Origin of the sequence: Streptomyces sp. NPDC005811 (assembly GCF_040630405.1) — a bacterium.
GTDB lineage: Bacteria > Actinomycetota > Actinomycetes > Streptomycetales > Streptomycetaceae > Streptomyces.
Genome location: NZ_JBEXXK010000064.1, coordinates 20,592 through 33,811, shown reverse-complemented (window position 1 = coordinate 33,811; position 13,220 = coordinate 20,592). Strand labels below are relative to the sequence as shown.

Here is a 13,220-nt window from a genome sequence, read left to right as displayed (position 1 = left end):
ACCGACCAGGTGCCCGGGGCCACAGTTGTGCGTTGATGGCAGGGGCCGGTCGGGGCTTGGCGCTGCGGCTCGTTCCCGGATGCGGCCGGAGCCACGGGGGTCGGCTTGCATGCGTGGGGCGTTGGCGGGTGTTGGTGGTGGGGTGAGGGGCTTCTCCGGAGAGCGATGACACTGGCTCACCGGCCGGAGCCGCTTCCCGCCTGACGGGTGCCTCAGAAGAAAGTTCGGCCGCTGTTCCCGCCCGGCGGGACGCAACGTGGATCGGGCTTTTCTTGCAGGTCAGGGCCGTGTGGCGTGTCTGTATGACGATGGATTTCGCGCTGATCACCGCTGGGCAGATGTACCGCTACCACTTGCGTCAGACCGTCGTCGGCGATGGCCGGCGCCTGGCGCGCACGCCGCTCGACAGGGCTCAGGAGGAGGCCGGTGTCCCGGTCGGCCGATGGATGGGCCGCGGGCTCCCGGCCCTTGGCCTGGCCGCGGGGGACGTCGTCACGGAGGCGCAGCTGCGGAACCTGTTCGGGGAGAGAGGCCGGCACCCGCACGCGGATCTGATCGAGGCCGACCTGCTGGCTGCGGGCACGTCGCCGAAGGCCGCGTGGAAGGCCGGCGCCCTCGGCCGCCGGGTGAAGGTCACGGGCTTCGACCTCGTCTTCCGTTCGCAGCCGACGGTCTACCTGCTGTGGGCGCTGGGTGATGACGCGACCCGGCGGGTGATCGAGGCCGCGCACGAGCGGGCGATCGAGAGGGTGCTGGAGTGGATCGAGGACTAGGGCGTGTCCGATGGGTCGGGTGACACTGCCGCTGGGAACTCGTTCCGTGGGGCATGGGGCGGGGAGATCTTTCGGATGAAGAGTGGGCTCTGCTGGAGCCGCACTTGCCAAGGAATCGTGGGCGGGGTGGACGCTGGCAATGTCACCGTCGCGTGATCAACGGGATCTTGTTCCGGCAGCGGACCGGCCTTCCCTGGCGGGACCTGCCTTCGTGTTTCGGCAGCTGGAAGACGGTTCACGACCGTCATCGACGGTGGTCGGCGGACGGCACGTGGGAGAAAATCCTGCGGGCCGTCCAGACCAACGCCGATGCCGAGGGCCGGATCGACTGGAGCATGGTCAGCGTCGATTCCACGACGTGCCGCGCTCATCAGCACGCGGCTGGCGCCTCCACCCGCGCCCCGAAGATCCCGGGACGGCGCAAGAGCCCGACGCGCCACCGCCCCGATGAAGCACTGGGACGCTCGCGAGGTGGCCTCACAAGCAAGATCCACCTTGCTGGAGAGGGTGGGCGCCGCCCACTCGGGTTCGTGATCACGCCCGGGCAGTGGGGAGATGCACCCCAGATGATCCCCGTGCTGGAAGAGATCCGTGTGCCCCGGCGGGACGGTGGACGACCACGCACCCGGCCCGACCATGTCGGGGGAGATAAGGCGTACTCGTCCCGCCGCAACCGGCGTCACCTGCGCAGACGACAGATCAAGCACACCATCCCCGAACCGAGGGACCAGCGGGCCAATCGTCGGCGCCGCGGCAGCCAAGGCGGCCGGCCCTCAGGTTTCGACAAGACGATCTATCGTCGCCGCAATGAAGTCGAGCGGACCATCAACCGGCTCAAGAACTTCCGAGCCGTCGCGACACGCTTCGACAAGCGGGCGTATGTCTTCCACGGAACGGTCACCGTGGCTGCCATCCGGCTATGGCTCCGTCCGCAGTGAGACGTCCCGTTCAGAGTGCCTCGGCGTCCGGGTAGTGGTGGCGCAGGTCGCTGAGTACGCGTTCGTCGACAGCCCTGACATCCCACGAGGAGCTGTCGAACTCGGTCAGAACCACCATCAGTTCATCCCCAGCGAACCCACGTGCTTCGGCGTCGATCAGCTGTAGGAAGGGGGTCGTCAACGACAACAGCGTCAACGTGTCCATCCCCACGTCAGCGGACCTTCTCTCCATCTCGGCACAGCGAGGGTCAACGATCTCGTCGAATTCGACGCGCCAGGTCAGGTCCAGGCCGAAGCTGCCGAGGCGAACCAGTAGCTCAGCCAGGGTCACGTAGTGCTCTCCGTGCCAGGCACGAAACCTGATCCCCTTCATCTCCGCCTCTACTGCGGCTATATCGCGCGACATGTGGCCCCCTCCGTCCAGCGAACACTAGGCCACATCCTGATCAGCTCACACGACCCATCGGACACGGCCTAGGTGGCGGTGATCCGCTTCGGCAAGAACGGCGTCTACCAGGTCCGGCCGCCCGGCGGTCTGGTCGCCGCCCGCTTCCGCCACTACGAGGCCCGGTCGGGCATGCCGCTGCTCCATGACCATCTGTGGCTGTCGGTGAAGGGGCAGCGTCCAGGCGGGAAGTGGGGATCGGTCCATTCGGAGGTCATGTTCGAGAACACAGTCGCCGCGTCCGCGCTCTACAACGAGATCGTGATGGCTGAGGTGTGTGAGGCGCTGGGGCTGGCCTCCGAGCCGCGCACCGTCACCGCCGGGCGCCGCCCGGTGATGGAGATCGCCGGGGTGCCGCACGAGTTGATCCGCTGGACCTCACGGCGCAGCGACCAGATAGCCGCCTGCCGGGCCGACCTGGAGCACGAGTACGTCACCGCCGTCGACGACGACGGCAACCTGAAATTCGCGCCCGAGGTTTCCGAGCAGGCCCGCGCCAAGCTGAACCGGATGGCGGCGAGGATGACCCGCCCGCCCAAGCAGCAGACCCGGCCGCTCGCGCAGCTGCGCGCGTGGTGGAAGACGAGCGCGATCCTCACCTCCGGGGTGACCGTCGACGCCATCGACTCCCTCCTCGAGCGCGCCCGTGCCACGGCGGCGGCGATCCGGGCCCGGGTCGCCGCCGTGGTCGACGTCGCCCTGGCGGCCGTCGACGTCACCGCGATGGTGTTCGTGATGAACAAGGACGGCTCTTTCCACCGCCGGCACCTGCTCGCCGAAGCCCGCCGTCACCTCGCCCTCGTCCTGCGCGGCCGCCGCCGCGCACCAGGCCTGGACGAGAAGATCGTGAACGCCGCCATCGCCACGCACTGCCTGGACATCACCGAGCCGAAGACACTGCGCGGCCGCATGCCGGCCTACCGCCTCTACACCGCCCGCTGGCCCCTGACCGACCCGCCCGCCCGCCGCCCACCGGACGCCGAACCCAAGGCCGGCCACCGGCCCCCGGCCGGCCCCGGCGACCCGGACATGCCCCGCCTGCCCCTGGAGCCGGGGGAGTGGGACATCCCGCGCGTCCCGCTGCTCCACCAGCGTGCGGTCATCTACTCCACCGTTCTCACCGCCCGGCTGCGCGCCGCACCGGCCGCGCCCTGTACGACGTCGTGGCGCACCAGCAGGCGGCGATGCCCGAGCAACTCCTCATCCCGTTCCCGGACGCCAACGAAGACGCCGACTCCGAGCCCCGGCCGGCACTCGACATGACGGCGCTGCGGGCCCTGCGGGAGTCCCGCACCGACGTGGAAGCCCTCGATCTCACAGCCGAGCGGCTGCGCCATCTCGGGGCCGCCTTCACCGCGGCGGCCGACCGGGCCCGCGCCACCATGGACCGCTACGCGCACCGGGACGATGCCGATGGCGCGCATCCGGTGCGCGAGGACGACCAGCAGGCGCACCGCCCGCAGGAGTCCGGACCGCACCGCGGCCGGGAGGCCGGCCACTGAGTGGACCCGGTGCGCGCGCCCGATGCGGTGCATCGCACCGGCGGCGCTGATGATGCACCGCATCCACTCCATTCGGTGGAACCCACCAGCCGGGAGTGGACGACACCGTGCTCGGCATCCACTCCACCGAGTGGAGTCCACCGGCCGGGAGTGCACGACATTGCCGGGACGATGCCGTGCATCCACCCGGCGCACTCCCGCTGCATTTCCCCTTGACCTCGGCCCGTGTCAAGGGGAAGTGTGCCGCCCCACCCGGCCCGCTCCACCGCCCGAGTCCACTCGATGCGCACCACTCCCGCACCAGTGCGCACCCACCCGCACGGTGGTGCGGTCACCGGTGCAGAGCCACCACAGTCGCCACCACCGCACGGGCCTGCTCCACCTGTTCATCGCGCAGTGTCTGCAGAGCCCGGACGACGTCCGTCGGTGCGTTGGCGAGGACCTGGCCGACGAAGTGCGCGATGGTGCGGGCGATCCCCGGCGCCGCAGCCTCGGGGACATGCCTGGCCCACTCCCTGATCGCCATCAGGTAGATGACGCCGACCTCGTCCAGGACGAAGGAGTCGGCGCAGGGCTCGGTGTCGTCGGACAACGCGGTCACGGGGAAGACGACCAGTTCCGCGATGACCGGCAGCAGTCCCGGCAACTGCTCCACCTCGGGCGCGAGCCGCGCCACCGTGGCGTCGTCTCCGGCCTCCACCGCCAGGACGTAGTCGAAGCCGAGCTGGACCAGGTGCGGGGGCAGCGAGGGAACGATGGGGAACACAGGTAGCTCCTGACGTACGGGCGCCGTGCCGATCACGGCGACGTCCCAGCAGCCTCGGCCCGCCAACCTGTGGACAGAGGACAGAGAACTCTCCCCTCCGACCGAATGGGACGAATCAGGGCCGCAAGGATCAAACCCGGCCCCCCCCCCTTGACCAGCGTGGTTGGCCCGACCACGAACCCGACCATGCCCCCTTGTCCAGTTCTGCTACCGCCCCGACCGCCGTCGCATTTCCCCTTGACCGCGCCTGCTACCGGCCGCCGTCAGACCGCGGACAAGGGGGTCCCCTGCACGCTGCTCCCTCGATCACCGCCCGCCCAGGGGCGGTCCGAAGCGAAGGAGCCATCACGATGACCACGCACCGACCACCGACAGGCACCCGGCGCGCCCGTCCCGACCATGAGCCCGACCAGGACTGGGCAAGCCGCCCAGGCGTCCTGCGGTGCGCACTTGGGACGCCACTGTGGAACCCACTTTGGAGCCCGACGCCCGGCGACACAGAAAACCCGCAGGTCACCACGCGGGTACGGTCGCGCGCCGCGTCGCCACAACCCTCCTCTCTCCTCCTGAACTTGTGGGTGATGTCTGTGGGGGAGGAGATCATCGGGTCCGGGGGCCGGATGCCCTCTGCTGCCGGGCACGGCCGGCGCCCGGCGGGTGGCCGCGAGCGGCAGACGACGGGGAGGGAGCGGGGCTGATGGCGGTCAAGCGTGAGGAGAACCCGGCGGGATCGTCGAACAACCTGCGCGGCGACGTGCTGCGTGTGCTGGGAGTGCTGAAGGTCGCCACGGTCGAACAGATCCAGCAGATCGCGGCACCGCACCTGAGCTACCGCCACACCGACAAGCCGACGCCCTCGAAGCGGAAGCAGGCCCGCACCGCCTCGCACACGGGCGCGCTGTCCGATCTGCGCAAGCACGGTCTGGCGGAGAACGGCGGGCAGATTCCGGGCGGGGACAGGCTGCGCAACCTCACCCCGATGGGATTGAAGGCCGCCTCCTACGAGCTGGGGCGGCCGGTGGGGGAGATGGGCAACCCGGCCCGTGGCGCGGGCCGCACCGGTGCTTCCCATCCGATGGTGGTCAATGAGGCCGTGCTCGCCCTGCTGCGGCCGAAGCCGGACCTGGCCCGGCTCGCCAGTGAGCCGACCGACGTCCTCGCTGCCGCGCAGGCCGCGGTCGACGCGCCGGACGGGTTGGGCACCATCGCCTCCTACGCGACCGAGGTGGCGCTGCCCGCGACGGGCACCTGGTCCAACCCCGGCAGGGGCGGCGCCCAGGCGGACATCGTCATCACCGCGCCCGAGGACGGGGTGCCGCTGCTGTTCGTGGAGATCGACAACTGCCACGAGTCCGCCCACGAGCTCGCGGGCAAGGTCGACAAGTACAGACGGTTCTTCCAGCGGAAGGTCAAGGACACCGACGGGCGCGAAAAGCCGATGTGGCGCACCCGCTGGCCGATGCAGTGGGACAGCGATGACCCCCTCCCGCCCCTGCTGTTCGTGTTCAACCGGATCGGGGAACGCAACCCGGACTGCACGATCCCGCGCCTGGCTGAGATCACCTACCACTACTGGCGTGGGTTCCCGGCGAGCGGCGGTGGCTACCACACCTACGAGCGCCAGATGCCGATCGTGGCCACCTCGCTGGACCTGCTGTGCGAACACGGCCCGGCCGGGCGGATCTTCTGGCGCTTCGGCCGCGGGCCCTGGAGCCGGGAGTCGTTCCAGCCGCTCCTGGACGCGATCGGCAACCCCCGCCAGGTCGCGGTCGAAGCCGCGCGGGAAGCCCGCTGGAAAGCCGAACAGGAGGCGTACCGGGCCGAACAGCGCCGTCGGGCTGCCCAGGAGGCTGCCGAGCGGGAAGCCCGCCGCCCCGTCTGCGCCGGCTGCGGGGCGAAGTTCACCGACGAACGCTGGAAGGCCGCCGAACCCGGCCACTGGGGCGATCCGCGCGATACCCACCCGCAGCTGTGCGACGCGTGCAAGGAGCGGGTGGTCGAGACTCAGCGCCAGGCAGAAAGAGATGAGCGAGAGCGCCTGGAGCAGGGGCAGGAGCCGCCCGCGCCGAAGGCCGGCGGCTGGCTCGGGCGCTGGCGCAGCTGACCCGGGCAAGCTCTCGTTGCCGGTGGCGACTGTGAGACATACCGACCTTGCATTTCAATCTGTCTGGTGTTTAAGGGAGTTGAGGGACTGGCTACAGCTCGGTGCATCCGGACGACGACATTTCTTTTGCAGCTCACTGTGCCCATATGTGGCGTATGTCCCCTTAGTGAGGGGTGGCGCAAGGTGGCGCTTCTGGTGGGTTTGGCGAGAGTGCATATGCACATGGCGTGCGCCCGGCACACTTCCGTAGCGGACGGATCGTAGTGGATCCGTCACAAGCTGTTCTGTCCGATCGCCTCGGGGAATCGTCCGGGCGGGACGCCTCTCTGCACCAGCGACCCTCGTAAGGAGGCATCGCACACGCCCGTGTGCTGATACGACGATGTCTGCATCCCTCTTTCATGACATCAGCGCCCAGTACGTGGCTTCGGTCATGTTCGCGCTCACGGTGCTCGCCGCTGGCACGCTGCGGGCGGCCTGGCGGCGCCGCAGCCGCCGGCAGGGCCAGGAAACGACCCCTGCCCTGAACAACGAACCCCTGGAGTCAGCCGTACCCGAACATGATCTCTGCGTGCCGACGCCGACGCACGAGCCGAGAACGTCGTCCGAAGGACGACGTCAGGTGTCGTCATGAAGACGACACAGAGTCCAGACGGCACCAACAGCCCCAAGAAGCACCACAACCGAGCACGGGCTTGGGCCATGCTGACGGAGAAGACGCCAGGTGCTCGCCGGCTCCCGAGCTCCGACGGCGACTCCCCGGGCCGCTTGATGGACGTCGCCCGTAACTACGACCGCATCTGCCAGCGGGCCGAAGGCCTCCTGCGGCCTGACGCCACAGAATCCGAGATCCTGGCCACCCTCCTGGCCATCCGCATGCTCCGGGAAAAGCTCGACCACGACGAACTGAAGCTCACCACCTTGGCGCGCACGAAGCGGATCACCTGGGCACACATCGCCGAATGGCAGGAGCTCAGCGGCCGCCAAGCAGCCGAACGACGACACCTCCAGCTCGGACGCGCCTACACACGCCCCGACGGCACCGTGCCTGCCACACAGAGCGAACGAGTGGAGTACGCCCGTGCCCTCCGCAGCCGCCGCGCCGAACGCCAGTGGGCGCTGAGCAACGCTGCGCGGATCCGGCGCGTCGCTGGGCAACTGGCTGCCGTCGAAGACCTGCAACAGCGCGTGGACGGCTCTCACGAGGCCCGGATCATGCATGCCATCCGCCATGGCAAGGAGGCGCCACCGCAGAATCCGTCGCGGGAGCCGCTCGTGTGGCCCAAGGCCCTTCGGGAGTGTGTCGCCGAGGACGAGCGCTTCCGCAGGTCCCAGCCGCCCCCAGTTGACGATGGCCTGCACGATCCCCAATGGCAGCGCCAGCAGCAGGAGGCCGACATCGTGCACCGCCTCTTGGGCCTGATCGGCTACGCCGCCAATCCCAGAAACATAGAACTGGCCGAGCTGCCGGATCTGGCCGATGCGATCCACGACCTCTACGACGACGCTCAACAGGCAGCAAAAAGCCGCCGCTGAAACAGAACACGATCGAGCCCGGCCGCTGGCTCGCACGCTTGCACACCTGACCCGCACAAGCCCAGGCGGCCCTGGACAAGCCCATATTGTCGGTGAAAGCCGCGAGGCGCTGGAGGGCATGCGCAGCGACGATGAGCAGCTGCTGCGTGGCCGGATCTACGGAGCCGGCCACCACCATCCCGGCCCGAAGCCGGGACGGCGCTACGCCGAACTGGTCGGCGGGCCGCTGGACGGACTGCTGCTCGACATCACCGGCTGGAGGCCGGAGGAGATCGGCGACGGTGTCTCCCTGTTCACCGGGCTCGGGCAGTTCGGCCCCAGCGGGCGGGCGCTGTACGATCCGTCGGCGATCCGGCCCGATGGGACTGGGGCGGCGACAGCCCCTGACGGCCTGCCGCTCGGTTGGGTGAAGACACAGCAGCGGCGGAACAACGGAGTAGGGCCTGACCTGGGGCAGCGGGTGCCGTCCTTCAGCACCTGACCGTGAAGCCGCGGCGGTGACACCGCCCGGTCGTGCGGGGCGGGTCAGTGCGGCCGGGTCTGGGTGACGCGCCAGAGCCGGCGGGGGAGTTCGCCCTCCTCGAAGGCGTGCACCTGGTCCAGATGCCAGCCGTCGACGAGAGGGCGGTCGAAGAAGTGCACGGCGAAGCCGCCGTGCTGGAAGATGTCGTCCCCGCAGGCGGTGCCGGTGCCGTAGTGGGCGTCGCCGGTGTGCCGGACGGTGTAGACGAAGGTGCCGCCGGGCCGCAGCACCCGGGCGACCTCGCCGACCAGGGCGTGGATCTCCTTGGTGGACAGCGCCATGCACAGCAGCATGTGCGCGAACACCGCGTCGACGGACGCCTCCGGTAGCGGGAGGGCCTCCCGGACGTCGTGCACGGCCGTGGTCACGCAGCCGTTCAGCCCCCGGGCGCGTGCGGCGTGGCGCAGCTGGTCAAGTCCGGTCGCGGAGAAGTCGGTGGCCTGAACGCTGAAGCCCCGGGCCGCGAGGTACAGGGCGTCGCGGCCGTGGCCGGCGCCGAGTTCGAGCACGTCCCGGGCCCCGGCGGCACGGAAGACGCTGGCGGCGTGGACCGCGGGCTCGGACGGCTCTTTGCCGTACATGCCGGGGTGGGCGGCATAGGTGTGCTGCCAGTGCGCCCGCTGGACACCGGCCAGGTCTCGCCCGTCGTCCGTCACGGTCCTCATCCTCCCGATACCTGGCGCATGGGCGGAGCCTCTGCGCGCCTGCGCCTTCGATTATCCAGGATTCTTTGAATTCAGGATGTCATGTACTGTCGTGGGGTGCTGACCGTTGCTTCCGACATCGACGTACTGGCCCGCTTCGGCCGCGCGCTCGCCGACCCGATCCGCTGCCGGATCCTGCTCGCCCTGCGCCAGGCGTCGGCATATCCGGCCGACCTCGCCGACGCGCTTGGTGTCTCCCGTACCCGGCTGTCGAACCACCTGGCCTGCCTGCGGGACTGCGGCCTGGTCGTGACCGCCCCGGACGGGCGCCGTACCCGCTACGAGCTCGCCGACGAACGCCTCGGCCACGCCCTGGACCACCTGCTCGCTGCCGTGGTCGCGGTCGAGTCGGACAAGACCTGCCAGGACGCTGGCACGAAGGACTGCTGCTGATGATGATGACCGCGATATCGCTCGGCCCGTCCCCGTCCCGCCGTGAAGCGCTCACCCGCCGGATACGGCTGCTGGTCGCCGCGACCATCACCTACAACGTCATCGAGGCGATCGTCGCCCTCACCGCCGGCACCCTGGCGTCCTCCACGGCCCTCGTCGGGTTCGGGCTGGACTCGGTCATCGAGGTGTCCTCCGCCGCCGCGGTCGCCTGGCAGTTCTCCGCCTGCGAGTACGCGGTCCGTGAGGCGCGGGAGAAGACCACCCTGCGGATCATCGCTCTCTCCTTCTTCGCGCTCGCCGCCTATGTCGGCGTCGACGCCGTGCGCGCGCTGGCCGGGAGCGCCGACGCCGACCGCTCGATCCCCGGCATCGTGCTGGCCGCCCTCTCTCTGGCGGTCATGCCGTTCCTGTCCGCCGCCCAGCGCAGGGCCGGACGGGAACTCGGCTCCGCGAGCGCGGTCGCCGACTCCAAGCAGACCTTGCTGTGCACCTACCTCTCCGCCGTCCTGCTGGCCGGTCTGATCCTCAACGCCGTACTCGGCTGGTCCTGGGCCGACCCGATCGCCGCCCTCGTGATCGCCGTCATCGCCGTCAAGGAGGGGCGTGATGCCTGGCAGGGCAAGGGCTGCTGCGCACCTGCCGCCCACCCGGCCGCCGGCACCCGAGCCCCTGGACCGAGTCTGGACTCGGAGGATGCGTGCGGGTGCGGCCCGGGCTGTTCCTGCTGTTCGTGAACATCTCGTTGTGATCCCGCTCCGCTGGTGCCCGGGCCGTTGATACTGGCCGGGCGATTGCGGGCGGGGGCAGAGGTGGAGTGGACGATCTGGGCGGGGCTGGCCGCCGGGTTGCTGATCTCGACGGTGACCGCGCCGGTCGGTGTGTCCGGGGCGGTCTTCCTCCTGCCGGTCCAGCTGAGCGTCCTGGATGTGCCCAGCCCTGCGGTCACGCCGACGAACCTGCTGTTCAACGTGGTGGCTGGGCCCGGCGCTCTGTGGCGCTACCGCCGCAACGGCGCCCTGCGCGGCACGCTGGCCCGCCGTCTGGTCGTCTGGACGCTGCCCGGCGTCGCCGCCGGTGCAGCCGTGCGCGTGTTCGTCCTGCCGGGGCCGGACGTCTTCCGGCTGCTGATCGCGGCCCTGCTCCTGCCGCTCGGGCTGTGGTTGTGCATCCGAACGCGGCACCCGGTCGGCAAAGGGGCGTCGGCCGAAGCCGCCGCATCACCGTCTCCCACCGCGTTGTCCGTCCTGGCCTTGGGTGTCGGGGTGGTGGGTGGCATCTACGGGATCGGCGGCGGTTCTCTGCTCGGGCCGATCCTCGCCGCCCGTGGTCTGCCCTTGGCCCTCATCGCACCGGCCACGCTCGCCGCGACGTTCACCACTTCCGTCGCCGGCGCGGCCGTGTACACCGCACTGGCGCTGGTGAGCACCGGACCCGTCGCCCCCAACTGGTGGATCGGCCTGGCCTGCGGCCTCGGCGGTCTCATCGGCGGCTACCTCGGCGCCCGGCTCCAGCCCCACCTGCCGGAGACAGCACTCCGACTCCTACTCGGCACCCTGGCCACCGCCCTCGGCGCCCTCTACGCCGCCCAGACGCTGACCTGACACGACGCCACCCGGGGCGACGCCACGGAGCGGCCGGGATGCTGAGATCGGCGAACGGACCATGGACAGGGAGCAGTTCATGCGCACTATGGACAAGGTCGAAACCTGTCATATTTCGGTCATTCGCTGTTGAGCCTCCACGGGCTGTCGTCCAGCGCCATGTCGATCACGAGCGGTCACGTCGCTCGCTGGAACAGTGCTCCTGATCCTCGGTGGGGCACGTCTACGATCCGGACGAACTCGAAGCCGTGGCGCAGGTAGTACGTGTGCAGTCCGGCGTTGTCCTTCCAGGCGTCCAGTCGAAGTAGCGTCTTGCCTGCCTCGGCGCTGTGCTGTGCAGCCCAGGTCAGGAGTTCGGAGCCAATGCCCTGTCCGGCTGTCGAGCGGCTGACCGCCAGGCGGTGCACGTACAGGGCGGTATCGGGTCGGTCGTTTTCCTGCCAGAACTCGGGGTCCGCGTAGTCGTCTACCTGGATCGTCGCGACAGCCAGACCGTCGCGGAAGGCGAGAAAGCACGCTCTGCGGTCGATGGCCTGCTCGATCTCGGCTCGTTCGGGCGGGTACTGCCACTGGCCGATGCCCCGGGACGCGAGCCAGTTCGAAGCGTCGTCGAGCAGTGCCTCGACCAGGTGGAGTTCGTGCTGGCCGGCCGGACGTACGTCCAGGCGGGTCATGGTGTGCCCGCGGTGTCGTGCGCCGACGTCAGGCAGGTCAGTGCGGTGGCCAGGTCGTCGCAGAGGTCGTGGGGGCTTTCCAGTCCGATGTGGAAGCGGACGAGCCGCGGGGCGTCGGTGGGGGCGGCCAGGGCGCGCAAGTGGTGGGGGACGGCGGGCATGACCAGGCTCTCGAACCCGCCCCAGCTCGTGCCGAGACCGAACAGGGAGAGGCTGTCGATGAACCCGGTGAACGCCGCTTCGCTGCACGGGGCCAGCTCGACGGTGAACGGGCCTGCGGCGCCGGAGAACTGGGTCTGCCACAGCTTGTAGCCGGGGTCGGTGTCGAGGGCGGGGAACAGGACGCGCTGAACGCCGGGCTGGGACGTGAGCCACTGCGCGACGGTGAGGGCTGAGCGCTGGTGGTGTTCCATGCGCACGGCCAGGGTGCGCAGTCCGCGCAGGGTGAGCCAGCAGGTGTCCGGGGCGGCATGGGTGCCGCTGCGGTCGCAGTACGCGCGCACGCCGGCCAGGGCGTCGAGGGTGCCGGTGATGAGTCCGAGCAGGAGATCGGAGTGGCCGTTGATGAACTTGGTCGCGGCGTGGATGGAGATGTCGATCCCGAGCGCGTGCGCGTCGAAGAAGACCGGTGTTCCCCAGGTCGCGTCGCAGGCGACGGGCACGCCGCGGTCGTGGGCCGCCGCGCTGATGGCGGGCACGTCCCACATCTCCATGGTCAGCGAGGCGGGCGTCTCGACGAACACCAGGCTCGTGCTCTCGCGCAGCAGGGGCGCGATGTCGGTGTCGTGGGCGAAGTACTCCACATCGGTGCCCGACGGGATCAGGACGTTGTCGCAGAAGACCCGCGTGGGCCCGTACACACCGGCGCCGACGAGGAGGTGGCGGCCGGGTCCGGCGTGCGCGGCGAGCACGGCAGTGATCGCCGCAAGTCCGCTGCTGGTCGCGATACACGTCTCGGTGTGGGCAATCTGGGCCATGGCGCGCTGCAGTTCGAACGTGGTCGAGGTGCCGGATCTGCCGTAGCGCGGGCCGTCGAAGACCAGCCCGCCCTGTGCCTGCTTGTAGGCGTCGTACGAGGCGAACACGGTGGTCGAGGTGCGCACCAGCGGAGGGCTCACCGCATTCGCGGCGATCGCAGTCTGTCGGCCGGCGTGAATCAGCAGCGTCTCGGTATCCATCAGATCGTCCTTTGGTGATCAGTGACAGGGCAGTTGTCGACTGGCCGTGGCGTGGGCGTCCACAGGGCCGACGGCGCGGTCTG

Annotated in this window: 15 protein-coding genes and 1 pseudogene; 11 read left to right on the top strand and 5 right to left on the bottom strand. The window is 69.8% G+C overall.

Annotation, left to right across the window (positions count from 1 at the left end; genetic code table 11):
- Window positions 1-302: 302 nt before the first annotated feature.
- Together ABZ490_RS43955 and ABZ490_RS43950 are read left to right on the top strand one after the other, a co-directional pair.
- Entirely contained in the window at window positions 303-773 is a 471-nt protein-coding gene (locus tag ABZ490_RS43955) for a relaxase domain-containing protein (protein ID WP_359003666.1), read from the top strand.
- 53 nt (window positions 774-826) lie between these two features.
- Window positions 827-1,711 carry an IS5 family transposase gene (locus ABZ490_RS43950; protein ID WP_359003664.1) on the top strand — a complete coding sequence of 295 codons (885 nt, stop codon included), beginning with the start codon at window positions 827-829 and terminating at the stop codon, window positions 1,709-1,711.
- A 10-nt stretch (window positions 1,712-1,721) separates the two neighbouring features.
- Here ABZ490_RS43950 and ABZ490_RS43945 read toward each other — a convergent pair whose 3' ends face one another.
- Entirely contained in the window at window positions 1,722-2,117 is a 396-nt protein-coding gene (locus ABZ490_RS43945; RefSeq protein WP_359003661.1) for a hypothetical protein, read from the bottom strand.
- Window positions 2,118-2,189: 72 nt separating this feature from the next.
- Between ABZ490_RS43945 and mobF the strand changes: the two genes are divergently transcribed.
- Window positions 2,190-3,419, top strand: a complete 1,230-nt coding sequence (gene mobF, locus ABZ490_RS43940) for a MobF family relaxase (protein ID WP_359003658.1) — start codon at window positions 2,190-2,192, stop codon at window positions 3,417-3,419.
- A complete protein-coding gene (locus tag ABZ490_RS43935) occupies window positions 3,416-3,658 on the top strand; it encodes a hypothetical protein (protein WP_359003655.1) in 243 nt (80 codons plus the stop codon). Before mobF ends, ABZ490_RS43935 begins: the two co-directional genes overlap by 4 nt.
- A 331-nt stretch (window positions 3,659-3,989) precedes the next feature.
- Here ABZ490_RS43935 and ABZ490_RS43930 read toward each other — a convergent pair whose 3' ends face one another.
- Window positions 3,990-4,424, bottom strand: coding sequence for a hypothetical protein (locus ABZ490_RS43930; protein WP_359003653.1), 435 nt, complete (start codon window positions 4,422-4,424; stop codon window positions 3,990-3,992).
- 697 nt (window positions 4,425-5,121) lie between these two features.
- Between ABZ490_RS43930 and ABZ490_RS43925 the strand changes: the two genes are divergently transcribed.
- The 4 genes and pseudogenes from ABZ490_RS43925 (at window position 5,122) to ABZ490_RS43910 (ending at window position 8,451) form a co-directional block, all read left to right on the top strand.
- Window positions 5,122-6,528 carry a replication-relaxation family protein gene (locus ABZ490_RS43925; RefSeq protein WP_359003649.1) on the top strand — a complete coding sequence of 469 codons (1,407 nt, stop codon included), beginning with the start codon at window positions 5,122-5,124 and terminating at the stop codon, window positions 6,526-6,528.
- Window positions 6,529-6,910: 382 nt separating this feature from the next.
- The gene (locus tag ABZ490_RS43920; RefSeq protein ID WP_359003646.1) at window positions 6,911-7,162 is read left to right on the top strand and encodes a hypothetical protein; all 252 of its coding nucleotides are present in this window, start codon (window positions 6,911-6,913) and stop codon (window positions 7,160-7,162) included.
- Entirely contained in the window at window positions 7,159-8,064 is a 906-nt protein-coding gene (locus ABZ490_RS43915) for a hypothetical protein (RefSeq protein ID WP_359003643.1), read from the top strand. The genes ABZ490_RS43920 and ABZ490_RS43915 overlap by 4 nt, the downstream gene beginning before the upstream one ends.
- Before the next feature lie 118 nt (window positions 8,065-8,182).
- Window positions 8,183-8,451, top strand: a pseudogene (locus ABZ490_RS43910) (hypothetical protein).
- Between the two features lie 138 nt (window positions 8,452-8,589).
- Here ABZ490_RS43910 and ABZ490_RS43905 read toward each other — a convergent pair.
- Window positions 8,590-9,252, bottom strand: coding sequence for a class I SAM-dependent methyltransferase (locus ABZ490_RS43905; RefSeq protein WP_359003640.1), 663 nt, complete (start codon window positions 9,250-9,252; stop codon window positions 8,590-8,592).
- Window positions 9,253-9,348: 96 nt separating this feature from the next.
- Here ABZ490_RS43905 and ABZ490_RS43900 point away from each other — a divergent pair, with 96 nt between their 5' ends.
- The 3 genes from ABZ490_RS43900 (at window position 9,349) to ABZ490_RS43890 (ending at window position 11,285) form a co-directional block, all read left to right on the top strand.
- Complete coding sequence (locus tag ABZ490_RS43900) at window positions 9,349-9,684, top strand: metalloregulator ArsR/SmtB family transcription factor (protein WP_359003637.1); 336 nt, start codon at window positions 9,349-9,351, stop codon at window positions 9,682-9,684.
- Window positions 9,685-9,689: 5 nt separating this feature from the next.
- Window positions 9,690-10,418, top strand: coding sequence for a cation transporter (locus ABZ490_RS43895; RefSeq protein ID WP_359003746.1), 729 nt, complete (start codon window positions 9,690-9,692; stop codon window positions 10,416-10,418).
- A 75-nt stretch (window positions 10,419-10,493) separates the two neighbouring features.
- Complete coding sequence (locus ABZ490_RS43890; RefSeq protein WP_359003634.1) at window positions 10,494-11,285, top strand: sulfite exporter TauE/SafE family protein; 792 nt, start codon at window positions 10,494-10,496, stop codon at window positions 11,283-11,285.
- Between the two features lie 176 nt (window positions 11,286-11,461).
- Here ABZ490_RS43890 and ABZ490_RS43885 read toward each other — a convergent pair whose 3' ends face one another.
- Together ABZ490_RS43885 and ABZ490_RS43880 are read right to left on the bottom strand one after the other, a co-directional pair.
- Window positions 11,462-11,959: a GNAT family N-acetyltransferase gene (locus ABZ490_RS43885; protein WP_359003631.1), complete on the bottom strand. Its 498-nt coding sequence runs from the start codon at window positions 11,957-11,959 to the stop codon at window positions 11,462-11,464.
- A complete protein-coding gene (locus ABZ490_RS43880) occupies window positions 11,956-13,137 on the bottom strand; it encodes a PLP-dependent aspartate aminotransferase family protein (protein ID WP_359003628.1) in 1,182 nt (393 codons plus the stop codon). The genes ABZ490_RS43885 and ABZ490_RS43880 overlap by 4 nt, the downstream gene beginning before the upstream one ends.
- Window positions 13,138-13,220: the final 83 nt, after the last annotated feature.

Coding starts and splice junctions, on each gene's coding strand:
- ABZ490_RS43955 (WP_359003666.1), top strand. CDS start 303: ATGACGATGGATTTCGCGCTGATCACCGCTGGGCAGATGTACCGCTAC.
- ABZ490_RS43950 (WP_359003664.1), top strand. CDS start 827: ATGGGGCGGGGAGATCTTTCGGATGAAGAGTGGGCTCTGCTGGAGCCG.
- ABZ490_RS43945 (WP_359003661.1), bottom strand. CDS start 2,117: ATGTCGCGCGATATAGCCGCAGTAGAGGCGGAGATGAAGGGGATCAGG.
- ABZ490_RS43935 (WP_359003655.1), top strand. CDS start 3,416: ATGACGGCGCTGCGGGCCCTGCGGGAGTCCCGCACCGACGTGGAAGCC.
- ABZ490_RS43925 (WP_359003649.1), top strand. CDS start 5,122: ATGGCGGTCAAGCGTGAGGAGAACCCGGCGGGATCGTCGAACAACCTG.
- ABZ490_RS43920 (WP_359003646.1), top strand. CDS start 6,911: ATGTCTGCATCCCTCTTTCATGACATCAGCGCCCAGTACGTGGCTTCG.
- ABZ490_RS43915 (WP_359003643.1), top strand. CDS start 7,159: ATGAAGACGACACAGAGTCCAGACGGCACCAACAGCCCCAAGAAGCAC.
- ABZ490_RS43905 (WP_359003640.1), bottom strand. CDS start 9,252: ATGAGGACCGTGACGGACGACGGGCGAGACCTGGCCGGTGTCCAGCGG.
- ABZ490_RS43895 (WP_359003746.1), top strand. CDS start 9,690: ATGACCGCGATATCGCTCGGCCCGTCCCCGTCCCGCCGTGAAGCGCTC.
- ABZ490_RS43885 (WP_359003631.1), bottom strand. CDS start 11,959: ATGACCCGCCTGGACGTACGTCCGGCCGGCCAGCACGAACTCCACCTG.
- ABZ490_RS43880 (WP_359003628.1), bottom strand. CDS start 13,137: ATGGATACCGAGACGCTGCTGATTCACGCCGGCCGACAGACTGCGATC.